Genomic DNA, 21,205 nt, shown 5'->3' with positions numbered 1-21,205 from the left:
CGCCGAGTCTACAACAGGGCGGCAACTTACTTGTAGAAAATATCCAGGGTCGCACCGGCGTTGAACTCGCCAAAGCTCGGCGTCGCGGTCATCCACTTCAGGCGCGCGAGGAAGTTGTGCGAGTTGGTGGTCGACGTGGTTTTTGGCGTCAACACGAATTCTTTCTTGAACAGCAAGGCGCGCTGGTCATCTTCGTTGATCAGGCTGATCCCCACCGATTTGTTATCGGTCGGGATCAGGGTGTCCTGGCTGCTGGACAGTGTACCTGTCAGCGGCTCCAGGTAACCGCCCAGCCCATAGGCGGCATTGCAGGTGCGCTGTTCGGTGATGGTGAACGGTACGTCCTTGATCGTCGCGCCGACTTTGGCGCCAGAGGTGCGGATCGCACCGAAATCGATCACGCTTGGCTGGATGTTGATCGACGATTCACACGGCAGGTAGCGGAACTTGTTCAGGCCCTTGACGGTGACGTTGTAACTCACCCCTGGGCGCACCCCGCCAACGCCGTCGAACTGGAACGCCCGGTAGTCACTCAGTGAGGTAATCGGCCCTTCCTTGTTATCACCGGCAGGCGACTTCTTCACGAAAAACAGCGAGTAAGTCATGGCCTTGCTTTCTTTTTGCCAGCCGCAGTTGTCGTTGGCCGGACAGCCGTTCACCCACCATCCGATATTGAGCTTGCCGCCGGTAAGCGAAGAATAGAGATAGTCCTTGCCTTCATAGGTGACACCGATTTCGATGTCCTTGCCCAGGTCCACCCGGTTCGGGTTCATGTAGAAGTAAATGTTCTCGCCGGGGCTACCCTGAATGTCCACCCAGCACTGGACATTGATGCGTTGCGTCGGTTGCCGCCAGAGGACCGTGCCGGCGGGCAATGAATTGGGAATGGCGGTGGTATCGGTAATGGTTGTGGTGTCATTGATCAGCCCCGAACTGGTCTGCTGGCATTTCAATGCGTAGCTGTGGGGGATGCTCAGGAAGAACAGAAAACCGACAAAGAACAGCTTCTTGGTAAACATGACAATGCCTTCTGAGGTAACCAGGGTCACAAGTTGCTGCGCCGCGCATGGCTTAGCCCGGCGTCGCTGATAAATGCATAAGCCACTTGGCTGACAGGCCTGTCACAGCCTTTCACGTTCAATGAATAGGACGAAAACGGCGCGATCATCAGATGATCGATGGCCTGGCCGCAGGCGACGCCTGATTGATCAAGCAAAGCGACCTCGGTCAGCGTCAGGTAATAGGGCGAGTCGTTGCGGGCCCGATAACGGCCTGCAGCAGCCGGCGACCAGTGCAGTTGTTCAACGCAAGCACTGACTGAGCCTGGCAATGGCGGCCGGTAGAACAGCTTGAGGTTGTGCTGCAAGGCAATCGCCATGGCGTTGCTATCGACGGTTTTTTTCGGAATCTGCAGCACTTTCAACAACAGGAAGGACTCCCTGTCATCCGGCAGGCCCACCCCCTGGTAAAGGATGTCGGTCGATGCCTTGCTGTTGGCGGGAATCAGCAGCAATGGCTTGGAAACAGCCATGGGCAATTCACCGGTGCCCTGCTTGTCACCCCAGTCGAGCTTGACCTGGACCAGCGCCGGTTGGTTGCCCTGGTTGACGATAATCACCGGCAATTGCTTCTGCTTGCCCTCGAAGATAAAGCGCGTGAAACCGTCGAAGGTGATGTCGGCGCGTGCCGTTGTGCTGAACAGCAAGGCCAGGAGGATGCCGATGCCGGGCAGCAGCCGGCAACGAGTGTGGCGAACGCTAATGTCGAATTTCATTCGCCGATTCTGGCGTGGCCCAGGCCCGTCACCTATCAGACGATTCCTAAAGACTGGTACGCCAGAAACTGGAGCCCGGCAGCGTCAACGGCCTGGGCATCCAGCATTGATCGATTACAGGCACGCCGGAAGGGATAACGTGTCTGCCACCACGGTGAAGGGTAAGTCGAGAATGATGAACGGCCCAATCAACGGCATCATTTCCTTGAACTCAAGCTCTGTGCCTTCAAAGCAGGAAGCAGGCCCGTAAGAGTTTGCAACAAACCAGGCGCAGCCGCTCAACTGCGAAATGGCCAGGATCAACATGAGTTTACGTAGCACGTAATGTCCTTATTACTTTCCATTGTCTGCTGCATAGACGTTGGCACGAAAAAGCAAGTCACCCGCGGCGCTCAAGCCTGGAGTAGCGCCCTCAGCGGCTCAGGAACTTCAATAACGGCTCGGGTAACCGGTGAGATGCAAACCTGTGTGAGGCTGGCGGTAAAGGCCACAACCTCTGAGGCTAAACGACCTTCGACAAGAAATGTGAACGAGTGACGCCCGACACGGGCAACACTTACCTTCATGGAAAGTTCATCATCCCACGTGACCGGATGAAGAAACTCTAGCGAAAATGCCCTTGCCGGAGGCAGTAAATCAAAACCCAGCAGGGTTCTTAATCCAGGACCGGACAGCCAGACTGCAAGTGCCTCATGGACGGCCTCAATAACGAAATACGAAAACCTCGGGGTATAGACAATCCCCTCGGGATCACAGTCACCAAACAATACTGTTCTCTTGACAATCACTGCAGTCGGCACAAGATCAATCCTTAATAGTGAGAGGCACAGCGTTAACATCCCCGTTTTTAACGCCAAGGGTTTGTACCATCACCTGTTCCAGGATGGCATAAAAAGTTTTGATATGGATCTGCTTCAGGGCCTGCGGCCGCGTCACCATGTACACATCCATGTCGGGGATGTGCAGCTCAGGGAACAACTCGATCAAGCCGTTTGCCAACATCCGAGGCAGCACGGCCACGCCAATGCCTCGCCTCACCGCTTCGAGCTGCGCAGCGAAGGAACTTACGCTGACCTGCGCGCGGTCCAGGCTCGCCGCCTTCGCTGCACGCATCTGCGGCAACATATCCAGCGGCGCAAGCAAGGCAATACTGTCGGCGATGGCCGGCGTCACGTGTGGAAATCGCTTCAGATAGCTTGCATCGGCAAAGACACCGTACGCGAGTTTGCCTACTGAGCGATAAATCAGCGACGGCTCGCCCAAATGAGCGGTGCGTACGGCAATGTCAGCCGCGCCGCGCACGATCTTGTGGAAATCGGCTGTGACCTGCAACTCCACGGAGCAACTCGGGTGCAAGGACGTGAAGCGCGCCACCGCCTCCATAATGCAAGAAGAGAACCCTTCTCCGGCGCTCACCAGTACCCGCCCGGATAACGCCGAACTCGACCCGGGCACAGTGACAGTCTTTCCCCTCAAGCCTGCTTCCGCGGCCAAGGCAACTTCCACCAGCGATTGTCCTCTGGAGGTCAACCAACAGCCTTCAACGCCCCTTTCGACCAGTGGTTCGCCCAGGGCGGCTTCAAGTTGAGTTAATCGGCGTGACACGGTAGACGCCGCGAGCCCCAGCAACTGGCCTGCTTGAAGAAAGCTGCCACGCCGCGAAACGGCCAGTAACAGACGAAGATCATCCCAATTTGCGTGCATCGCCATATGCCATCTCTTCCCTGTTTTGCATAAATGCAAAGCCATTATGCAGCAGTCGCTGTTTTTCGGTGGATGCCTTGAGGGTATATCTGCAAGCCCTCCGAACAATTGGCATGGAACAAATGACTACAGGCCCTACCGAATACGCAGATCGAGCCGCTAATGCATTCAATCGCCGTGATGTAGAAGCGATGCTTGCGCTGGTTCACGAAGACTTCGTTTACCTTGATGCCATGGGGATACAAAAAGGTCGGGAGTCCATGCGCAGACGTGAAATCGCGCTTATCGACGCATTTGCTGATGCCCACGTGATCTTGACCCCATTCGTTGTCACTGAGGATCGCCTGGCGCTGACGGCCATACTGACCGGCACCTTCTCGGCCCCATTGGTACTGCCAGACCGGGTAATCCCAGCCCATGGCCGAGCCATCTGCGTGCACTACGCGGCGCACTTCACCTTCAAGGATCGACTGGCCATCCGCGAGGAGGTTTTTTTTGACACGGCGGTGTTGATGCCGTTTGCACAACAGGGCGAGGGTTGAACCATGCGCAGCGCATTCGTTACCGGCGCCACCGGTTTGTTGGGCAATAACCTGGTTCGCGAGTTGGTTGCACGTGGCTATGCGGTTAAAGCCCTGGTCCGCTCAAGAGCCAAAGGTCAACTGCAGTTCGCCGATCTGCCCTCTGTCGAGTTGGTCGTTGGGGATATGGCCGACGTCACGGCATTCGCGCCGTCGCTGCAAGGCTGCGATACGGTGTTTCATACAGCAGCGTTCTTTCGCGATAACTACAAGGGCGGCAGCCACTGGAAAACACTCGAAAAGATCAACGTCGCGGGCACGCACGAGCTGATCCACCAGGCTTATCGTGCGGGCATACGGCGGTTCATCCATACGTCTTCAATTGCCGTGCTTGACGGCGCACCTGGCAGCCCCATCGATGAGACGTGCCTGCGGGCCGAGGCCGACGCGGATGACTACTACCGCAGCAAAATACTTGCTGATCGGGTTGTCCTGGCGTTTTTGCAAGCACATCCCGAGATGCATGCCTGCATGATCCTGCCAGGCTGGATGTGGGGGCCTGGCGACATAGGTCCGACCTCCTCGGGGCAATTGATCAAGGATGTTGTGAACAGAAAACTGCCCGGATTGATCCCGGGTACCTTCTCCGTGGTCGATGCCCGTGATGTGGCATTAGCGCATATAGTCGCGGCGGATAAAGGGCGCAGAGGCGAGCGCTATCTCGCGGCAGGTCGGAACATGACCATGCGCCAGCTGGTACCCATTCTTGGACGAGTCGCAGGCGTTAAGACGCCTGTTCGGCAACTCCCGCTGCCCGCGTTATACCTCCTGGCGACCGTGCAGGAGCTCTATGCGCGCCTTACCGGCAAACCCATTTTGCTGAGCATGGCGACATTGCGCCTATTGATTCGGGAGGAGCACCGTACCTGTTTTGACCATCGCAAGAGTGAGGAAGAGCTCGGCCTGACGTTTCGGGGAGTTGAGCGGACCATCACAGAGACCATAGCGTGGTACCGAGAACACGGCTGGATTGAAAAAAGCACCGCGCGCGAACCTCGCGAAACATAGTGGTCAACCGATCCCGGACGCCGTGTCAGGTTGTCCTCGGCCACGGCGGGCGCCAGCCCGCCGTGGCACTGACGCCAATCAGCGAGCGGTGGGATTCGGGCTTCGCTGCGGATCAGCCCGATCAGCGACGATCGCAACTGTCTACTTCCGGCCAGCATCAGCCATCTCGGCATCGCTACCGGCTGGCTGCGGACGGTTGCGGAGGGTGCAATCCAGGCCTATGTTCCAAGCGAGGCTTTCCCTGCGACTGACACGCAACGCTTCAGCGCAGGTTACCGTCCATCCAGTGCGAATTCCCGCAGCGAGGTGACGACATGCCGAACGACTCCCGCCCTGCCGTGCTCGAACTGATCGGCAATACGCCGCTGGTGCGCGTCAGCCGCTTCGATACCGGCCCCTGCACACTGTTCCTCAAGCTCGAATCGCAAAACCCCGGAGGTTCGATCAAGGATCGCATCGGCCTGGCGATGATCGACACCGCCGAGCGCGATGGCCGCCTGCGACCCGGCGGCACTATCGTCGAGGCCACCGCCGGCAACACCGGCCTGGGCCTGGCCCTGGTCGGCCGCGCCAAGGGTTACCGGGTGGTGTTGGTGGTGCCGGACAAGATGTCCACCGAGAAAGTCCTGCACCTCAAGGCGATGGGCGCCGAGGTGCACATCACCCGCTCTGACGTCGGCAAGGGCCATCCCGACTACTACCAGGATGTTGCTGCGCGGCTGGCGCAGGAGATTCCCGACGCCTTCTTCGCCGATCAGTTCAACAACCCGGCCAACCCGTTGGCCCACGAGTGCAGCACCGCTCCGGAGATCTGGGCGCAGACCCAGCATGATCTGGATGCCATCGTCGTCGGCGTCGGCTCGGCCGGCACGCTTACCGGGCTGACCCGCTTCTTTCGCCGCCTGCAGCCGAACCTGGCCATGGTGCTGGCTGATCCGATCGGGTCGGTGGTCGCCGAATACAGCCGCAGCGGCACCCTCGGTACGCCCGGTTCCTGGGCTGTGGAAGGCATCGGCGAAGACTTCATTCCGTCTATTGCCGACCTTTCCAGTGTGCGCCAGGCCTACTCCATCAGCGACGAGGAGAGCTTCGATCACGCCCGCCAACTGCTGCGCGCCGAAGGCATTCTCGGCGGCTCTTCGACCGGCACATTGCTGGCGGCGGCACTGCGCTACTGCCGCGAGCAAACCGAGCCCAAGCGGGTCGTCAGCTTCGTCTGCGACACCGGCACCCGCTACCTGTCGAAGGTCTACAACGACCAGTGGATGACCGATCAGGGCTTGCTTGCGCGCAAGCGTTATGGCGATCTGCGCGACCTGATTGCGCGGCGTTTCGAGGATGGCCGGGTGATCAGCGTGGGCCCGGACGACACGCTGCTCACCGCCTTTCAGCGCATGCGCCTGGCTGATGTGTCGCAACTGCCGGTACTGGTGAATGGACAGCGCCTGGTCGGCGTGATCGACGAGTCCGATATTCTGCTCGGCGTGCACCAGGACGCTTCGCACTTTCATCTGACCGTGGCCAGCGCGATGACCGACAAACTGGAAACCCTGCCGCCCAGCGCCAGCCTGGCCGAGCTGCAGGCTGAGCTCGACCGTGGGCTGGTGGCGATCATCGAAGACGCTTCGGGCTTCCACGGCGTGATTACCCGCGTCGACATGCTCAATCACTTACGCAGGTCCCTACCATGAGTCAGCACGATGAAACCGGCGCGCCACGCGCCTTCGCCACCCGAGTGATCCATGCTGGACAGGCGCCGGACCCTTCGACCGGAGCACTGATGCCGCCGATTTACGCCAACTCCACCTATGCGCAGCAAAGCCCCGGTGTGCACAAGGGCCTTGACTACGGGCGCTCGCACAACCCCACGCGCTGGGCGCTGGAGCGTTGCGTGGCGGACCTTGAGGCCGGAACCCAGGCCTTCGCCTTCGCCTCAGGGCTGGCGGCGATCGCCACTGTGCTCGAACTGCTCGACACAGGCTCCCACATCGTCTCTGGCAATGACCTGTACGGCGGTACTTTCCGGCTGTTCGAACGGGTGCGCCGGCGCAGCGCCGGGCATCGCTTCAGCTTCGTCGACCTGACTGACCTGGCGGCATTCGAAGCGGCGCTGCAGGACGACACGCGGATGGTCTGGGTCGAGACACCGAGCAATCCCTTGCTACGCCTCACTGACCTCGCCGCCGTCGCGCGCACCTGTCGCGAGCGAGGGATCATCTGTGTGGCTGACAACACCTTTGCCAGCCCGTGGATTCAGCGTCCGCTGGAGCTGGGCTTCGATATCGTGCTGCACTCGACGACCAAGTATCTGAACGGCCACTCCGACGTGATCGGCGGCATCGCGGTGGTCGGGCAGAACCTCGAGCTGGCCGAACGCCTGGGCTTTCTGCAGAACGCGGTGGGTGCTATCGCCGGGCCGTTCGACGCTTTCCTCACCCTGCGCGGCGTAAAGACCCTGGCACTGCGCATGGAGCGCCACTGCAGCAATGCGCTGGAGCTGGCGCAATGGCTTGCACGTCAGCCGCAGGTTGCGCGGGTCTATTATCCGGGCCTCGCGTCGCACCCGCAGCACTCACTGGCACAGCGGCAGATGCGCGGGTTCGGCGGGATGATTTCCGTTGACCTGAACAGCGACCTGGACGGCGCCAAACGCTTCCTCGAAGCGGTACAGATATTCGCCTTGGCCGAGAGCCTGGGCGGGGTCGAAAGCCTGATCGAACACCCGGCGATCATGACCCACGCCAGCATCCCCGCACCAACCCGCGCGCAACTGGGCATCGGTGATGCGCTGGTGCGTTTGTCAGTGGGTGTCGAAGATGTCGAAGACCTGCGCGCCGACCTGGCCCAGGCATTGGCGCGGATTTAAGCGGTGGGTCGATAGCTGCTCGTGGTCGGACAAGAGCACGTTTGCACCCTATCACTTGCTGTGCTCAGGCGATCCAGACCCTGACCCAGGCTTGATACCGCGAGGTCCGAACAGTCCCCAGACAATCAGGCCAAGCACAGGGAAGATCACAATCCCCAGAAGCCACAGGACCTTGACGCCATCACTCTTATCACTACCCAAGATGTTGATGATCGCCCAAAGGTCGACAAGAACGATGACCGCCGCGACGAACATCCAGAAATAGCTGACTGGATCTGACATGGCTGCTGCTCCCTAAAGGGTTCATACAGGGTTGGCAGCATACCTGCGGCAGGGTTCAAAATTTCGCGAGCACCTGTCCATTGCACCCACTCAGGTATGCGCAAAGGCCGAAGCACAACGCATGCTTCGAGCCTTTATTCACGCAGACTGGGTTGATCGGAGTGGCGCTGGGTGAGGATCGCCATTTTTTTGAACTTAATGGGGTCTGGCCACGCCTTGAAGTACTTCACCACTTACGGTGTTTTGATGGGCGCTCGCTATATTGGCAAGCGAAACAATCCCCACCAAACGCTTCTGACTGTTTACAACGGGTAGTCGGCGCTTTTCTATGTCGGCCATATTACGTGCCACCGCTTCCAGCTCATCACTTTCCGTGCAGTAACAAACACTTTTTGACATGACATCACCGACCTGAGCATCCATTGACCGGCCTTCTGCAACAGCACGAAGAACGATATCGCGGTCAGTCACTATTCCTACCATTCGATCGTTTTCACCGACAACCACCGAACCAATATCCTCGGCTTGCATCATGCGCGCCACTTCTTGAAGTGTCGCCTGGGGGCGAACGGTTTTTACATCACGGCTCATAATTTCGGAGATTTTCATCTAAATTCCTCCATTCTATCCGAACAGGTCGCCGCCCAGTGTTTTCGGCGCTGGCGGCGAGGTCGCATTTATTCACGACTGGCTTCAGTCGTCACCGTGGCTTTGCGCTTATGGCTGTGTACGTAACAACTGACGCCAAACAACCCGAGGAGTTTTGTATACTCGACAAGCGGTGCTAAATTTCTCTCTTCATTACTTTTCGTGCAAACGATAGCTTGCGAAAAAATAAGGTTCTTCACGGAATTCCGGGGCTGTGATCCTGAGGCTGGGATGGAGAGGTCAAGGTCGCGAATGGATAAACTCGCAGCCTCAACATCCCATCCCAAGGATCATAGTCCCCGAGCTTCCGTGAAGAACCAAAAATAAGACCTTAACCTTTTGCACGCAAAAAGTTCGAGCACACGATATTCAGATCATCACCGCCCCCCATTGATAACGGCCCACGCCTACCCAACGGGGGCCCGCTCTACATGGCCGGTTGATCTGAAAGGGCCGAGGCCTTACTTTTCGATACAGGGCAGCTCTTCGTCGCGTTTGAGCACAAGGGCGCTGAACACCTGACAGCACGGCTCAGCCGGGCACTGGATGATGGGTACACACCATGATGGATCGGGAATTGCTGGAGCTGGCAGCTAAGGCTGCTGGGTATGAACTCATCGAATGGACGGACTTGTGGCAAGGCGATCCTGGGCACCCGAGGGTCTGTGAAGAGGGCTTTCTAATGCTCGTTGACGAAAGTAGAGCGCTCTGGAATCCACTGGTAAATGATGGCGACGCGCTGCGCCTGGCGGTGAAGCTTGGTCTTCATATCGATTGCGCGTTTCTATGCGCAATGCCCAAAGATCTTTTTGGAAAGAACCCGGACGACTGGTCTGAGGGCGCGGATATCGATAGCGATGACGAGTGTGAATTGATGCGCCGCGCCATTGTCCATGCTGTCGCCAAGATCGGAAAATCTATCCCTTGATATCTACGACACCGGCCGTGCTGGTAGCTACGCCAGAGCGCCCCGGCCACCAGCGCCATCGACACGGCTGCGCCGATCGTGCATGGTGATCATCCCTATCCCGCTTGCCTCAAAGGGTTGAGCCTTTAAGCCGACCGTCCCCTTTTGCAATCATCTCAGCGTTAAATGTAGCCGTGTGATGCTGCTCTGCTTTATCAAACCAATCACAGGTCACTTGCACGCTGTAACCTTCGCTTATGTCATTATCAACATACCTGACAGTCATGACAGGGCCACCACTGTTCAAAACCACTAGATCGCCCTTCTCGAAATTCGACATGGCCTGGCTCCCTGGTTGATTGACCCCCTCATGGGTTGCGGCAAACCTAAGCGCAATTACCCTTGGAGAGCCCTGATCTGCGTCTGCCTCAGTATATTCTCAAACCGACGATTTCACCCGCCGCAACCGCTTGCAGGGTGATTCCTCGCCGCCGGTTCAGTTCGTAAGGGTAAGCATGGATAGCATCATCAAACTCCGTATTGGCTTAATCATCGGAGCACTCGTCGGCCTGCTACCGATCACCGTTCTTTTCTCGGTGACCCTGGTGGCTATTTTCATCCATCCCCCCTTCGTTCCCGAGGTCCCTTCGCGCACCATTCCTTTCACGCTCATCGCTTCTGCAATCTCGATGTTCGGAATCTGGTCAGGCTGGAAAATCTTCAGCATTGCAATCTCGAGCACACCCGCACTGAAAAACAAGCCACTGCTCGTCGTTGGGGTAATTGTTACCACCCTATGGGGTCTAACAATCGCCGCCTCCTTCAAGGCGTTCATCCCGCAAATTTATTGCTTCTTTCTCACGCCAGGGATCACATCAACCGTGATGCTCGTGATCGCGTGCAAGAGAGCGGCACTGACCGCGAACGAAATACCAGGTCGATAGACCGAAGACCTTCGGATTACAGTCACAACTAAGGCTTAACGGCTTTGCTCGAACGAAAGACCCAGTAGCTCGCCGCCACTAGCACCCATGCAGCAATACCGCCATACAGCATCACCCAGCCAAACCCATGCGCCAACGCTGCATTGGCGACATCGACCGCAATCGCAGTCCCTTGGCCAGCCTGCGCCAACTCGGCAGTGTTGCCGGCTGAAATTTCCTCCGCCAGCAACCTCAGTTGCACATCATCGGGTGCGCCAGATAACTGGTCGCGCAGGGAAGACAGGATGCCTTCCACCAAGATGAATCCCATCAGTGCGATATTAATTGCAAGGCTGATCATACGAGCGCTGATATCAATGCCCGATGCCATGCCAGCACGCTCACTGGGCACCGATCCGGTGGTGGTATTGGTAACAGGCGTATTGGTCAACCCGAGTCCAATCCCGGCGATCAGGCAGCCTGGAAGCATCGTCAGCCAGCTGGCATCCGTGACGCTGCTGCCCCAATTCATCAGCAGGAACCCCAGGCCTATGGTGAACAAGCCCGCCGGGATCACGACCTCCGGCCGATAGCGCAGCGCCAGTCGTTCGCCTAACGGGGGGACAACCAACGTCGGCAACGTGTAGGCCAGCAGTGCCAGGCCGGTGCCGACACTGGCGTAGCCTAGGCTGTTTTGAAAGTACAGAGGCAGGTAAATCATGAATGGCCAGAAGCTGAAGTTCATGCCGGCCGAGCCTAACAAGGCACCCGAGAAGCGGCGGATGCGCAATACAGAGAAATCGAACATGGGATCGGCATTGCGGCGCTGCGCGACGACAAAGACGATGAAGCTGACCATTGCCACACCCAGACTGGCCAGACTGGCGATGGCCAAAGCGCTGGAAAAACCTGGCGCCGCTCCCTGAGTGATGAACCAGGACAGGCCTAACACTGCCAGCGACAGCGAAATAATGCCCAAAACATCCAACTTGCGACGCTGCGGATCGCGTGATTCATCGACACCGGCGATCACCAGCAGCAGCGCGAGCACGGCGATTGGCGCATGTACCAGGAACACCCATTGCCAATTCGACAACGCCACGATCATTGCGCCGATAATCGGACCGAACCCCAAACCGATACCAAACACGATCCCCCAAGCACTAAAAGCTTTGCCGCGTGCAGCGCCTGACTGGAATCGGTGAGACAGCACTGCCACCTGACAGATCAGCATGGCCCCGCCGGACATACCTTGCAGGAATCGGTTGACGATCAACACGCTGGCGCTTTGCGCCCATCCACAGCCCAGTGAGGTAATGCCGAAAAGCACCAGGCTAATGACGAACACACGCTTGCGCCCATACCGATCCGCCAGCGTGCCGGTGGCCATCAGCACCGTGGTGCAAGCGATGGTGTAGGCATTCATGATCCACTGCATCTCTTTGAAATCGCTGCGCAGAACCGATTCAAGCGTGGGCAGGATGGCCGGCACGCTTGAGATTTCCAGGCCGAACATCAGCGAGGCCAAGCAAACGGCGGCTATGGCGAACACATCTTTTTGCGAAGAAGAGAACTGCATTGTGATCTTCCAGATCAAGTTGATGGGGCCTGGCAAGACTGCTCTGAACGCTGTCAGGGGCAGACGCAATAGCCTCGCCAGCGTCACCGGGCAAACGTCCAGGTGACCGCCCGCATTCTGGAAGTAATTAAAAAATGACAGAAATGATTTAATTTCGTAAGTTTTATGAGCCTCCGTCATGAGTTGACTTAATGGACTTCGACCCAGCGTTATTGCGTGCTTTTGTCGCGATCAAGGAAACCGGCAGTTTCACCCGTGCCGCAGAGCGGCAGCACGTGAGCCAGTCAGCGATCAGTCATCAGATCCGGCGTTTGGAAGAACAGGCCGGTACCAGACTGCTGGTACGCACCACCCGACGTTTGACACTGACAGAAGATGGCGAAGACTTTCTGCGCCATGCCGAACAAGTCCTCAGAGCGCAGGACGCCCTTTCCCGACGTTTCGAAGCGTCATCGATATCCGGGGCGGTGCGTTTCGGTGTACCCGAGAACTTTATCGGCGACGGCCTGCCGCCGTTACTGGCTCGGTTCGCCAGGCAATTTCCCGCAGTACGCCTGGATGTAACCGTTGGCACCTACCTCGATCTGCGCGCGCTGGTTGATAGCGATGGGCTCGATCTGGCCGTGGTCATGGCATTGCCGGACAGTCAGGCCGGCGGTACCGTGCTGCGCGAAACCCGGTTTGTCTGGGCTGCGGCGCACAGTTTCGACTTTGCCGGCGATGGCCCATTGCCGCTGGCGTTTGCCCCAGCACCCTGCGTGCACCGCCAGGTGGCCGTAGAGGCACTGGAGCGTTCCTCCGTCGAGTGGCGGGTCGCCTTTACCTCTCCTAGCCAGCAAGGGCTGCGGGCGGCGGTATTGGCGGGGCTTGCCGTCACCGCGCTACCGCTGGGCGATCTAGAGCCCGGTATGGTGGTGATTGACGGGCAACATGGCTTGCCAGCGCTGGTGGATGCTGATTTCAGACTGATATGGAGCGCCACGGGAAAGACGCCTGCGGCCAACGCATTTGGGCAACTGCTGGTGGAGATGTCTGAGTCGCCATCAATGCCGATTCCAACACTCAGCCCCTGAAGGCAAAGCGGTCCTGCAGCCATGAACAGCGCGAATTCGCCGGATTGGATGCTTGTCCTGGCCCGCGCATCAGCCCGCTTCGGCGGGCTTTTTGTTGCCTGCTATCCTGTCGTGACCTTTGGAGGATCAGCCCATGGTCACCGACAAACTCACTCTCGCCCTACTCTCCCGGCTGGCTGATGCGCAGCTTGCCTTGGCCACTTCCATGAAAGGGGTTACCCCGTCAAGCCAGGGCTATCCTGAAAAGCCCCTTCAAAGCATCGCCGAAGCCTTGGCGGTCATTGAGGCCGCCTTGGTGGAGATTGGGTTATTCAGCGATGGCGGCGATTCAAATGAGCACACCAAGCTACACTGAACTGGCCGAGAGCTCTCCCCTTTTACTGCGCTCGGCATCAGCCCGCTTCGGCGGGCTGTTCATGCGCAGCAGAACACTACCTCATTCCACGCCACTGTTCCCCTACGCGTGAGGAATACACCGCGCTCGCGTTTCAGCATAAGCGCTCACACCTTCCCTGTTTGCAACGGCTAGCGTTGTTGGTCAATCCCGATATCATGCAGGGTGTAGAACACGGATGTAGATACCGCTATGCCAAGATTGTCATTCGCCGTCAGAGTTTTGTTTGCCTGCTGTCTTCTCATCGCAACCGCTAATCATATTCGTGCAGACGTTGCACATGGATTGCTCTGGGACTATGGATACGGGCCTAGCGCTTACTTGGCTAGTCGGGTGTTCTGGGGGGCGCTTACGTTTCTGGACCCACTTGCAGCACTGCTGCTTTTCATCAAGCCAAGAGCCGGAATCGTGCTGACGGCAGCGATTATTTTGCTCGACGTAACCCACAACAGTTTTTACGTAGCATTGAAGCAACAGTGGCTGGAGCCGTTCTACCTGTCTCAGGTGGCATTCCTTATCGCCGTATTGCTACTCTCACCTATCGCTTGGAATGGCCTGGCGCTCACCCATCGTAAGCGCCTGTGCTCGAAATATTGAGCCTCTGCTTTTTGATATCTGAGAGTATTGTGTCTGCACCATGACGACCGAACCTACCGCTCACGCATCACGTGCTGAGTACACGCGGCGCATGAACCGTGTACTCAACTACATCGATGCTCACCTGGAGCATCCGTTGGAGGGCGCGGAATTAGCCGACGTCGCCAACTTCTCGCGCTTTCATTTTCATCGGATCTTCGCCGCCTGGATGGGCGAGACACTGGGCAGCTACGTCCGGCGAAGACGGCTCGAGAAAGCGGCACTCCGTCTGTCCTGCGGCAGCCATGAAACAGTACTTGAAACCGCCCTGGCCACCGGCTTCAACTCGGGTGAAGCATTCGCGCGGGCCTTCAAACTCAAGTTTGGATGCACGCCATCAGACTGGCGTGCCAATACGCCACAGCGACTGGCAGCGCTGGCGGCCGCCATCGGCCAGCGCCCTGGCAAGCAGGAGAGCAATCCTGATCAGGTCTTCGGCAATACCGATCAGGCACGCGAAACCGCGTTCGGTGACTCTGACGTCTCTTATCTATCGACGAAGGAGACCACCATGCATGTACGCATCATCGACTTACCCAAAACGCGAGTCGCCTACCAACGTTTGATCGGCCCGTACGGCCCTGCGATCGGCGAATTCTGGCGCAGTACAATGGCGCCATGGATGCACTCGAATGGCTTCAGCGAGGAAGCTTGCTACGGCATAGGTTATGACGATCCATCTATCACGCCAGCCAACAAGTGCCGCTATGACGCTTGCGTTGAAGTGCCAGCAGATTTTGTTGCCAGCGGTCAGGCAGACACTCAAACCCTACCGGGCGGCCGCTATGCGGTGTCGAGCTTCAAGGGGCGAGTAGAGAACATAGCTGACGCCTGGACGCGGCTGATGCGCGAATGGATGCCGTCCAACGGCCTGCAATGCGACGACCGGCCATGCTTTGAGATGTTTTATGCAGCGACGGCATTTAACCCTGAAACGGGTGAGTTCAGCTGCGATATCTGCATTCCTGTGAAAGCCCTGTAGTAGGACTTCCTTGCGGTTGGCGGAAATGTTCGGCCTATTCGACCCACAAAGAATAACCCCGCAGACGTTAATCTGCGGGGTTTTCATTAATGGAGGCCGAGGGCGGAGTCGAACCGGCGTAGACGGCGCAGCTGGGTGGTTGCTCGCCAATCTGGGGAGACATGCCGTCCAAGGCCTAGAGCCTGTGGCGACAATGAGAATCGTCTGATTCCGAATGGGGGGGGAGCAGAAGGTAACTTCAAATATTCCCTTCAGCCAGCATGAATCAGCAATGAACGATGAAGATAAAAAATTGGAATTAACGCCAAGCAAGCAGTTCGCCTGTGATACTTCTGCGCCCTCTTTGCCAACCTGTATCAACATCAAGACGGACGTTTCAAGAAAAAAGGGCCGTTTGTGCTCACTGCTGAGCATTGCTGCCGCGATGGCGCTTGTCTACTCGTCGGGCGCAATGGCTGCAAACTGCACTTTTACCTTTTCCGACTCCGGTAACAAACCCGCCACTCTGAATTTCGGCTCTAGATTGACCTCTGACAGCCTGACGATCCCGCAGGACGCCCCCATAGGCACAGTCATTTACGAAGAAAGCCTTCAAAAGGAAGAACTTATCTTTACCTGCACATCGTCGTTCCGCTACGGACTGGTCATGTCGCCTGCACTGGGCGTACCTTCCGGCAATACGTACCCCTTGGGCAAGGCCGGACTGTCATTCCGTATAAAGTCACCTAACCCGAATATCCCAGATATGCCGCCACCCTTCACCATTGACAAAGGTACTTACACAACCAGCGGAGGAACTTACACGCTTCAAATTTTCAAGTCCGCTGAATTATCAACAAATAGCAACTGATGGATGAGGCAGGTAACCCCATCGCGCTGGATACCACGTACCCGTTCAACGCTTTCAACACTACCGGTACCGACTTCTTCATACCGTTGTCCGCTGCTTATTACCGCCTGGCCGGCAATACACTTGAAGCAGGCACCGCGAACACCGAAGTGACGTTCATCATCAGTTACCTGTAACGAACCAGGAACCGATAGCAGCCACTGGTTTTTGTCCGCTGGGCCGCCCCGTCGCAGACTGGGAAGCGCGATGATTTACCTATGGATAGACTGGCGTGTCGACGCGCTCGTCAGTCTTCATATCCACAATTTTGAAGTCCCACCAGTCTTCACTCGGAACGTACTCCATGCCGTACTCTCGTCCGGCGACCAGGTTAACGTCCCGAAACATAGGTCGGGTCGCCCTGGTGCCAGTCCACTTCTTGACTTCCAACCGATGGGGGCCAGCAGTCAATCGATACTCTGTTCTCTGCGTGTAAAGCGCATACAGCGTGTCTTCCCCATCCACACTGGCAATTGTGAGCGCTTTTTCGATTGCCCGAATGCCAGCTGTCTCGGAGTTCGGCAGCCCTTGCGCACCTTTCTCCGTGTAGGACTTACAACCAGCGGCGACAGCAAACAGCATCGCTACACCACAAATTCGAAGACCCCGTATCAACTGCATACCCTGCCCCTGCTTCCCTCTACAAGATCACGCCACTCAACCCCAAAACATCAAATTGCCACCATACCATACCCGGCCACGGCGTCGATGGCTGCCCAGGCTAGGGCGAATGATCCATGGAGAGCGGCTGAACGGTGATCGATAGCCGCTTAAGACTCATCCGCGAGCCGGAAGCGGAACTGCGCGGGAGCTCCCGGCGCCTTGAAATAGGATTCCTCGACATGCAAGGCGCCACAAAGTTGGCAGTTAAAAACTTGCCAGTCGGTTTTGCTGTCGTGACGTAACTGAACTTCGGTTTCCTTGCCGCACTTTTTACACGTCAATTTTTGATTCATCGCATCGCTCCTGCTCCCCATCCCTTAACTGTAGCCGCGTCTTTCTCAAGCGCAGAACAGATGGTCAGCGTGCCGCTCCATCGCAGCTACGAAGTGCGAGCCGCAATGCTCCTGGCATTCAACACCCGCAAACGGGAAAGTAGCGACCCAGATGAGGAAGCGTCAAAGGCCTGGATCGCAGAGCAGCAGCTCAAAGTGCAGGACGGTGGCCGGCGCCAGCACTCCACGTACGAAAAATACAACATCAGGACACCAGCAAAGGCGCCAGCGCCATGGAAGGAAGGCAGGTATTTGCTATGAAAGCACTTTCAATTCGCCAACTCTGGAGTTGGCTCATCATCCACGGCGGCAAGGATATCGAGAACCGCAGCTGGCACACGAAACTCCGGGGGAGTTCTGCGTGCATGCTTCACAGGGCATGAAGCGCACCGACTACGCCTGGGTGGCGCGGTACGCCGCTGGTCGATGGCGTCGAAACCACCTATCGAGGTGTCTGGAATTAGTTGACCACTACACCCGGCGCCAGCTTGTGCAATCGGTTTAGTGACACAAGGCCTGATACCCGGACGGCTATGCAGCAGAGACACCCATGCTTCGTATAGAAAGGTTCGTATACCCCCCCTATAATCCGCGACTGCGCCCATTCCTCCAGGAGCAACTTCACTATGGAAGCAACCATGCCTCAGCCTTGGTACAGCACACGTCCCGTCCCGGTCTTCATGACTGTCTTTTACTGCTTCATCGTCTTGATTCAAGCAGGCCTTTGGATGGTCAACGAAGGATTTGAACAAACCCGACAAGGGGATATTTCGATCCTGGTGCTGCTCAATGTTTGCACCGTAGCACTTCTGATGTGCGTAGGCGGGTTGATGCTACTGGGCAGGAAAAAGAGCAGCTCGTTGTGCTTTATTCTAGCCCTGGCATTAGGCGTGACTTCCTCCCTCAGCCAGATGCGCAGCGGATCTATCGTGCACCTGCTGACGCTCCCGATGTTTAAGGAGTACGCCCTGGTTTTCGGGATCTGGGTATACAGTCTGCAACTGCGTAGCGGCAGTTATTTCTATCCAGCGCGGTCTGCTAGCTAGTCCCACAACCAAACGAGCTGGCATAAGCGAAAAGCCGGATTGAACCCAGGGACGCTCCCAGACGCCACCCCGCTGATGCGTTCTCTGCCGGCCAAATGGTGTCCACTTAAATGTAAGTGGACACCATCGCCTCAAGCGAAAGTGTCAGAAAGGTGCGTTGGCCTGACGTTTACGGCGTGGAGTTGAATAGTTGCGATTATTTGATGGAAGTTGGGGGCGTCGAGTCAATGTAATCCAAAATGCATTTTCGTCTGGACACATTCACAAACGCCTTAAGCTCCTCCGTCTTTTCATTCTCGGACTCACGCACGGCATAGGACTTTGCTGCCGCTAATAGCCTAAGGCGAGCCTCCTCCCGGGCTTGATTAGGAGCTTCATCCTCATCCAGGTAGTCCACCGGAAGGTTCCACTGCCGCGAGACCATTACTGCCGCCGCGTCGAGCGCCAATGTCTCGCAATGGCTGATCTCCTCCGTCTGAAGCTGTATTCGTCCATTTACCTTTGTCCACGCGGCGGCGGTGGAGGTGCCCAAAAGACAGAAACAAGCAAGTGCAGTCGGAATTACCTTGTCGATCATAGTGATCCATCACAAAAAGACGGGAGCCTACCACTACCCTGTCCACCCATCCAGCGTGGATGGAAAGCCAGTACCACGCCATCATCGCGCATAGTGGCGTTGTACCTCCAACGAACGGCCCCAGTCCGTTACCAATCATGTGGCAGTAGTGAACATCGACCCCAGCGGCCAGCAATCTTGGGCGTGCCGCCGAATTCACCTTGGAGGCCGCGCGCGAGGTTTGCCGACCCGCCGCCGGGCGCCGGAAGGCTTGGTCAGCCGACTGCATCGAAACCATCCGCCGGCGCCTTGTGCACCGGCACGACGTCGATCTCAAGCAGGCCCTGCGCGGCACCGGCATCAAGCTGGCCAAACCGAAGCGGTCGCGAATGCGCACGAGTATCCAGAACTGCGGCGGCTGTGGCCGTTTCGTGCCATCCCCCTGCTATGACGACTGCCGCAATTGCGGCCACGACAACCGCCCTTAGTACCCCCGCGCGGCCCGCCAGCGCCTCTCCACTTCAACGAATCCAGTTGCTGGTAAAGGTTCGTTGCAGAATACTCAGCCTACTGCCCCACCTAAAGGAGATGAAATCACATGAAGGATCAACCCAGCCCTATCCCCCTTGTTATCCTTGACGTTCAGGATGCCATTGATCGCCCAATTTGGGATGGCAAAAGTAATCCTGAGTATTTGGCGGTGATCCAACGTCTTCTCGACCTTTGGCGATCAAACGGCTGGCCAGTTCTTCACGTGAAGCACGATGAACAGACGCCTACATCCAGCTATTACGTCCATGGCCCGTGGAATGGCATCAAGAAAGACGTTGCTCCGATAAGGGGAGAAACCGTCATCATCAAACAGGAAAACTGCGCCTTCATCGGCACCGAATTGGACGCCATTCTAAAAGGTATGCAGGTAAGGCGTTTGGTGCTGACGGGCGTTGTCATTCATAACAGCATGGACGCCACAGTCCGTGCGGGAAAAGCTCTCGGATACAGCATCATCCTTCCCTCAGACGCCACAACAGCCGTACCCGTCGTCGCGGCGCATGGAAAGTCCTGGGACGCCACAACCGTTCATGAACTGACGTTGGCAATACTCGGTGATGAATATGCCGAAGTCATGTCATCGGACGAAGTGATCGCACAGTTCACCCTTTGAAGCTATGAAGGTACCTGGGTAATTGCACAGACTTGCCGCCGTTCCGCTCTCAAGGAGCGTTTATCCGCAACGGAAATCCGTACGATTCGAAAAGCCCCCAAACATCCTCGCGATCGAAGAGCCGCCACCCCAGTGTCGTGAACTGCATCAGGTCATCCTCGCCGGGAAAGGAGTAGTAGGCCCCGGCAGATGGATCTTGAGACGTCCCCGTCATGGGCTCATCGCGCTCCAAGCGCCTGATTGCGTTCATGATGAGACGCGCACCTGGTTGATAAAGTGAAAGGATGTGCCACAGCAAGGAGCGCTCCTTTTCGACTGCCACACGCGCAGTCTCAATGATGCGACCAACATCAATGCCGGGACTGTCGATCCAATGAAGAGTACAACCGATCTCCGGGTCCCCGTTCAGCAGCGCCCGGAAGGTCGCGAGAACACCTCGATATTGAGGCAAGAGGCCAGAGTGAAGATTGAGGACGCCGCGTGGCGGAATTGCCAACGCTTCATTCTTCAGGATTTGACCAAAGCGGATTGAGATGAACAGATCCGCTCGCGCATCCTGCAGCATTTGCAGGCCCGCAGGATCCCTCAAGCTGGGCAATACCCGCACAGGAACCCCAAAGCGTTGCTGCAGTTCTGCAAAACCGAATCGATGCCCGCTGCTGACCTGGTCGCTCGATCCGATTAACCCAGCGGTCAAGGCATTGAAGAGGTCCTGCTCGATCAATGCCAGTTGTCCGAGCATGCGTGGCACCTTCCTGCCCGATCCCACTCTCTCCGAGAGGAATATTCCCACTGTGCTCTCGTGAATCTCGGGCAACAGGAAATTGAGAGCGAGATTGCTCTCCACGTCCCGGTTCACCAGAAAAGCGATTCGCAACTTCAGACCTCCTCCGGCAGACCTGCCTTGAGATGCAGCAACGGCCAAATCAACACAAGCGGATCGATCCCATTCCCATTGTTTTGCCACGACGTATGGACGGAAGGCCCGATCTGCTCGATCAATTCCGGCATCAGACCTAGCATAGTTGCTCTTTCGTCATTGCTACGTCCCCCAGCAGCTCCTGGCCGCTCTCTGCCGATCATGGTTACAAAGCGTGCTGGTGAAATCCGATGCCATCGGGTGGTCAAGAGGAGTGCAATTGCGCAGTACCCACTGATGCGGAAGCAGTTGACCTAATTCACTAGCCCGCTGCGTCG

Annotated in this window: 27 protein-coding genes; 14 read left to right on the top strand and 13 right to left on the bottom strand. The window is 57.2% G+C overall.

What is annotated here, in order from left to right; genetic code table 11:
* Positions 1-26: 26 nt before the first annotated feature.
* From PspR32_RS12840 to PspR32_RS12820, 5 genes are all read right to left on the bottom strand, one after another.
* Positions 27-1,019, bottom strand: coding sequence for a fimbrial protein (locus tag PspR32_RS12840; protein WP_010226482.1), 993 nt, complete (start codon positions 1,017-1,019; stop codon positions 27-29).
* A 26-nt stretch (positions 1,020-1,045) separates the two neighbouring features.
* Entirely contained in the window at positions 1,046-1,774 is a 729-nt protein-coding gene (locus tag PspR32_RS12835; protein WP_159388626.1) for a fimbrial biogenesis chaperone, read from the bottom strand.
* Positions 1,775-1,888: 114 nt separating this feature from the next.
* A complete protein-coding gene (locus tag PspR32_RS12830) occupies positions 1,889-2,095 on the bottom strand; it encodes a YceK/YidQ family lipoprotein (RefSeq protein ID WP_026001512.1) in 207 nt (68 codons plus the stop codon).
* A 71-nt stretch (positions 2,096-2,166) separates the two neighbouring features.
* Positions 2,167-2,574, bottom strand: coding sequence for an acyl-CoA thioesterase (locus PspR32_RS12825; RefSeq protein ID WP_010226479.1), 408 nt, complete (start codon positions 2,572-2,574; stop codon positions 2,167-2,169).
* A gap of 4 nt (positions 2,575-2,578) precedes the next feature.
* Positions 2,579-3,484: a LysR family transcriptional regulator gene (locus PspR32_RS12820; RefSeq protein ID WP_036995680.1), complete on the bottom strand. Its 906-nt coding sequence runs from the start codon at positions 3,482-3,484 to the stop codon at positions 2,579-2,581.
* Positions 3,485-3,600: 116 nt separating this feature from the next.
* Between PspR32_RS12820 and PspR32_RS12815 the strand changes: the two genes are divergently transcribed.
* The 4 genes from PspR32_RS12815 to PspR32_RS12800 all read left to right on the top strand — a co-directional run bounded on the left by PspR32_RS12815 (position 3,601) and on the right by PspR32_RS12800 (position 7,933).
* Positions 3,601-4,020, top strand: a complete 420-nt coding sequence (locus PspR32_RS12815; protein WP_010226477.1) for an ester cyclase — start codon at positions 3,601-3,603, stop codon at positions 4,018-4,020.
* 3 nt (positions 4,021-4,023) lie between these two features.
* A complete protein-coding gene (locus PspR32_RS12810) occupies positions 4,024-5,067 on the top strand; it encodes an SDR family oxidoreductase (protein WP_159388625.1) in 1,044 nt (347 codons plus the stop codon).
* A gap of 314 nt (positions 5,068-5,381) precedes the next feature.
* Positions 5,382-6,758 (top strand): pyridoxal-phosphate dependent enzyme, encoded by a 1,377-nt coding sequence (locus tag PspR32_RS12805; RefSeq protein WP_036995681.1) that lies wholly within the window; start codon positions 5,382-5,384, stop codon positions 6,756-6,758.
* Positions 6,755-7,933, top strand: a complete 1,179-nt coding sequence (locus PspR32_RS12800) for a cystathionine gamma-synthase (RefSeq protein WP_010226471.1) — start codon at positions 6,755-6,757, stop codon at positions 7,931-7,933. Before PspR32_RS12805 ends, PspR32_RS12800 begins: the two co-directional genes overlap by 4 nt.
* Positions 7,934-7,984: 51 nt before the next feature.
* Here PspR32_RS12800 and PspR32_RS12795 read toward each other — a convergent pair whose 3' ends face one another.
* Entirely contained in the window at positions 7,985-8,215 is a 231-nt protein-coding gene (locus tag PspR32_RS12795; protein WP_036995682.1) for a PLD nuclease N-terminal domain-containing protein, read from the bottom strand.
* Positions 8,216-8,410: 195 nt separating this feature from the next.
* Complete coding sequence (locus PspR32_RS12790; RefSeq protein ID WP_036995683.1) at positions 8,411-8,824, bottom strand: CBS domain-containing protein; 414 nt, start codon at positions 8,822-8,824, stop codon at positions 8,411-8,413.
* Between the two features lie 601 nt (positions 8,825-9,425).
* Between PspR32_RS12790 and PspR32_RS12785 the strand changes: the two genes are divergently transcribed.
* Positions 9,426-9,791, top strand: a complete 366-nt coding sequence (locus PspR32_RS12785; RefSeq protein WP_010226465.1) for a hypothetical protein — start codon at positions 9,426-9,428, stop codon at positions 9,789-9,791.
* 109 nt (positions 9,792-9,900) lie between these two features.
* Here the strand turns inward: PspR32_RS12785 and PspR32_RS12780 are convergent, their stop codons facing one another.
* The gene (locus tag PspR32_RS12780; protein WP_010226463.1) at positions 9,901-10,110 is read right to left on the bottom strand and encodes a DUF2158 domain-containing protein; all 210 of its coding nucleotides are present in this window, start codon (positions 10,108-10,110) and stop codon (positions 9,901-9,903) included.
* Between the two features lie 175 nt (positions 10,111-10,285).
* Here PspR32_RS12780 and PspR32_RS12775 point away from each other — a divergent pair, with 175 nt between their 5' ends.
* Positions 10,286-10,714 carry a hypothetical protein gene (locus PspR32_RS12775; RefSeq protein ID WP_159388624.1) on the top strand — a complete coding sequence of 143 codons (429 nt, stop codon included), beginning with the start codon at positions 10,286-10,288 and terminating at the stop codon, positions 10,712-10,714.
* Between the two features lie 28 nt (positions 10,715-10,742).
* Here PspR32_RS12775 and PspR32_RS12770 read toward each other — a convergent pair whose 3' ends face one another.
* Positions 10,743-12,272: an MFS transporter gene (locus PspR32_RS12770; RefSeq protein ID WP_159389382.1), complete on the bottom strand. Its 1,530-nt coding sequence runs from the start codon at positions 12,270-12,272 to the stop codon at positions 10,743-10,745.
* Positions 12,273-12,463: 191 nt separating this feature from the next.
* On the opposite strand from PspR32_RS12770, the gene PspR32_RS12765 reads away from it, so the two are divergent.
* The 6 genes from PspR32_RS12765 (at position 12,464) to PspR32_RS26370 (ending at position 16,383) form a co-directional block, all read left to right on the top strand.
* Positions 12,464-13,345 (top strand): LysR family transcriptional regulator, encoded by an 882-nt coding sequence (locus PspR32_RS12765; RefSeq protein WP_036995688.1) that lies wholly within the window; start codon positions 12,464-12,466, stop codon positions 13,343-13,345.
* A 133-nt stretch (positions 13,346-13,478) separates the two neighbouring features.
* Positions 13,479-13,700 carry a hypothetical protein gene (locus PspR32_RS12760; RefSeq protein ID WP_010226457.1) on the top strand — a complete coding sequence of 74 codons (222 nt, stop codon included), beginning with the start codon at positions 13,479-13,481 and terminating at the stop codon, positions 13,698-13,700.
* A 231-nt stretch (positions 13,701-13,931) separates the two neighbouring features.
* Positions 13,932-14,336 carry a hypothetical protein gene (locus PspR32_RS12755; RefSeq protein WP_036995689.1) on the top strand — a complete coding sequence of 135 codons (405 nt, stop codon included), beginning with the start codon at positions 13,932-13,934 and terminating at the stop codon, positions 14,334-14,336.
* Positions 14,337-14,427: 91 nt separating this feature from the next.
* Complete coding sequence (locus PspR32_RS12750; RefSeq protein ID WP_010226455.1) at positions 14,428-15,357, top strand: AraC family transcriptional regulator; 930 nt, start codon at positions 14,428-14,430, stop codon at positions 15,355-15,357.
* A gap of 271 nt (positions 15,358-15,628) precedes the next feature.
* The gene (locus tag PspR32_RS26375; RefSeq protein ID WP_232531853.1) at positions 15,629-16,207 is read left to right on the top strand and encodes a hypothetical protein; all 579 of its coding nucleotides are present in this window, start codon (positions 15,629-15,631) and stop codon (positions 16,205-16,207) included.
* Positions 16,207-16,383, top strand: coding sequence for a fimbrial protein (locus PspR32_RS26370; protein WP_232531852.1), 177 nt, complete (start codon positions 16,207-16,209; stop codon positions 16,381-16,383). The genes PspR32_RS26375 and PspR32_RS26370 overlap by 1 nt, the downstream gene beginning before the upstream one ends.
* Positions 16,384-16,462: 79 nt before the next feature.
* Here PspR32_RS26370 and PspR32_RS12740 read toward each other — a convergent pair whose 3' ends face one another.
* Together PspR32_RS12740 and PspR32_RS12735 are read right to left on the bottom strand one after the other, a co-directional pair.
* Positions 16,463-16,828 carry a hypothetical protein gene (locus tag PspR32_RS12740; RefSeq protein WP_100782734.1) on the bottom strand — a complete coding sequence of 122 codons (366 nt, stop codon included), beginning with the start codon at positions 16,826-16,828 and terminating at the stop codon, positions 16,463-16,465.
* 188 nt (positions 16,829-17,016) lie between these two features.
* Entirely contained in the window at positions 17,017-17,202 is a 186-nt protein-coding gene (locus PspR32_RS12735) for a hypothetical protein (protein WP_036995693.1), read from the bottom strand.
* Positions 17,203-17,879: 677 nt separating this feature from the next.
* Here PspR32_RS12735 and PspR32_RS12730 point away from each other — a divergent pair.
* Complete coding sequence (locus PspR32_RS12730) at positions 17,880-18,287, top strand: hypothetical protein (RefSeq protein ID WP_159389381.1); 408 nt, start codon at positions 17,880-17,882, stop codon at positions 18,285-18,287.
* A 196-nt stretch (positions 18,288-18,483) separates the two neighbouring features.
* On the opposite strand, the gene PspR32_RS12725 is transcribed toward PspR32_RS12730, so the two are convergent.
* The gene (locus PspR32_RS12725) at positions 18,484-18,864 is read right to left on the bottom strand and encodes a hypothetical protein (protein WP_036995696.1); all 381 of its coding nucleotides are present in this window, start codon (positions 18,862-18,864) and stop codon (positions 18,484-18,486) included.
* A 577-nt stretch (positions 18,865-19,441) separates the two neighbouring features.
* Between PspR32_RS12725 and PspR32_RS12720 the strand changes: the two genes are divergently transcribed.
* Entirely contained in the window at positions 19,442-20,008 is a 567-nt protein-coding gene (locus PspR32_RS12720) for an isochorismatase family protein (protein ID WP_159388623.1), read from the top strand.
* Positions 20,009-20,057: 49 nt separating this feature from the next.
* On the opposite strand, the gene PspR32_RS12715 is transcribed toward PspR32_RS12720, so the two are convergent.
* Positions 20,058-20,750, bottom strand: coding sequence for a formyl transferase (locus PspR32_RS12715; RefSeq protein WP_232531850.1), 693 nt, complete (start codon positions 20,748-20,750; stop codon positions 20,058-20,060).
* Positions 20,751-21,205 lie beyond the last annotated feature (455 nt).

Source organism: Pseudomonas sp. R32 (genome assembly GCF_009866705.1).
In the GTDB taxonomy this organism is placed as follows: domain Bacteria; phylum Pseudomonadota; class Gammaproteobacteria; order Pseudomonadales; family Pseudomonadaceae; genus Aquipseudomonas; species Aquipseudomonas donghuensis.
Note: the sequence above shows the minus strand (reverse complement) of the source record. Positions and strands in the feature narration are given on the sequence as shown.

Coding starts and splice junctions, on each gene's coding strand:
- PspR32_RS12740 (WP_100782734.1), bottom strand. CDS start 16,828: ATGCTGTTTGCTGTCGCCGCTGGTTGTAAGTCCTACACGGAGAAAGGT.
- PspR32_RS26370 (WP_232531852.1), top strand. CDS start 16,207: ATGGATGAGGCAGGTAACCCCATCGCGCTGGATACCACGTACCCGTTC.
- PspR32_RS12785 (WP_010226465.1), top strand. CDS start 9,426: ATGATGGATCGGGAATTGCTGGAGCTGGCAGCTAAGGCTGCTGGGTAT.
- PspR32_RS12755 (WP_036995689.1), top strand. CDS start 13,932: ATGCCAAGATTGTCATTCGCCGTCAGAGTTTTGTTTGCCTGCTGTCTT.
- PspR32_RS12765 (WP_036995688.1), top strand. CDS start 12,464: ATGGACTTCGACCCAGCGTTATTGCGTGCTTTTGTCGCGATCAAGGAA.
- PspR32_RS12725 (WP_036995696.1), bottom strand. CDS start 18,864: ATGATCGACAAGGTAATTCCGACTGCACTTGCTTGTTTCTGTCTTTTG.
- PspR32_RS12735 (WP_036995693.1), bottom strand. CDS start 17,202: ATGAATCAAAAATTGACGTGTAAAAAGTGCGGCAAGGAAACCGAAGTT.
- PspR32_RS12810 (WP_159388625.1), top strand. CDS start 4,024: ATGCGCAGCGCATTCGTTACCGGCGCCACCGGTTTGTTGGGCAATAAC.
- PspR32_RS12775 (WP_159388624.1), top strand. CDS start 10,286: ATGGATAGCATCATCAAACTCCGTATTGGCTTAATCATCGGAGCACTC.
- PspR32_RS12805 (WP_036995681.1), top strand. CDS start 5,382: ATGCCGAACGACTCCCGCCCTGCCGTGCTCGAACTGATCGGCAATACG.
- PspR32_RS12760 (WP_010226457.1), top strand. CDS start 13,479: ATGGTCACCGACAAACTCACTCTCGCCCTACTCTCCCGGCTGGCTGAT.
- PspR32_RS12720 (WP_159388623.1), top strand. CDS start 19,442: ATGAAGGATCAACCCAGCCCTATCCCCCTTGTTATCCTTGACGTTCAG.
- PspR32_RS12800 (WP_010226471.1), top strand. CDS start 6,755: ATGAGTCAGCACGATGAAACCGGCGCGCCACGCGCCTTCGCCACCCGA.
- PspR32_RS12750 (WP_010226455.1), top strand. CDS start 14,428: ATGAACCGTGTACTCAACTACATCGATGCTCACCTGGAGCATCCGTTG.
- PspR32_RS12815 (WP_010226477.1), top strand. CDS start 3,601: ATGACTACAGGCCCTACCGAATACGCAGATCGAGCCGCTAATGCATTC.
- PspR32_RS26375 (WP_232531853.1), top strand. CDS start 15,629: ATGAACGATGAAGATAAAAAATTGGAATTAACGCCAAGCAAGCAGTTC.
- PspR32_RS12840 (WP_010226482.1), bottom strand. CDS start 1,019: ATGTTTACCAAGAAGCTGTTCTTTGTCGGTTTTCTGTTCTTCCTGAGC.
- PspR32_RS12770 (WP_159389382.1), bottom strand. CDS start 12,272: ATGCAGTTCTCTTCTTCGCAAAAAGATGTGTTCGCCATAGCCGCCGTT.
- PspR32_RS12780 (WP_010226463.1), bottom strand. CDS start 10,110: ATGTCGAATTTCGAGAAGGGCGATCTAGTGGTTTTGAACAGTGGTGGC.
- PspR32_RS12715 (WP_232531850.1), bottom strand. CDS start 20,750: ATGCTCGGACAACTGGCATTGATCGAGCAGGACCTCTTCAATGCCTTG.
- PspR32_RS12730 (WP_159389381.1), top strand. CDS start 17,880: ATGCCTCAGCCTTGGTACAGCACACGTCCCGTCCCGGTCTTCATGACT.
- PspR32_RS12795 (WP_036995682.1), bottom strand. CDS start 8,215: ATGTCAGATCCAGTCAGCTATTTCTGGATGTTCGTCGCGGCGGTCATC.
- PspR32_RS12835 (WP_159388626.1), bottom strand. CDS start 1,774: ATGAAATTCGACATTAGCGTTCGCCACACTCGTTGCCGGCTGCTGCCC.
- PspR32_RS12790 (WP_036995683.1), bottom strand. CDS start 8,824: ATGAAAATCTCCGAAATTATGAGCCGTGATGTAAAAACCGTTCGCCCC.
- PspR32_RS12820 (WP_036995680.1), bottom strand. CDS start 3,484: ATGGCGATGCACGCAAATTGGGATGATCTTCGTCTGTTACTGGCCGTT.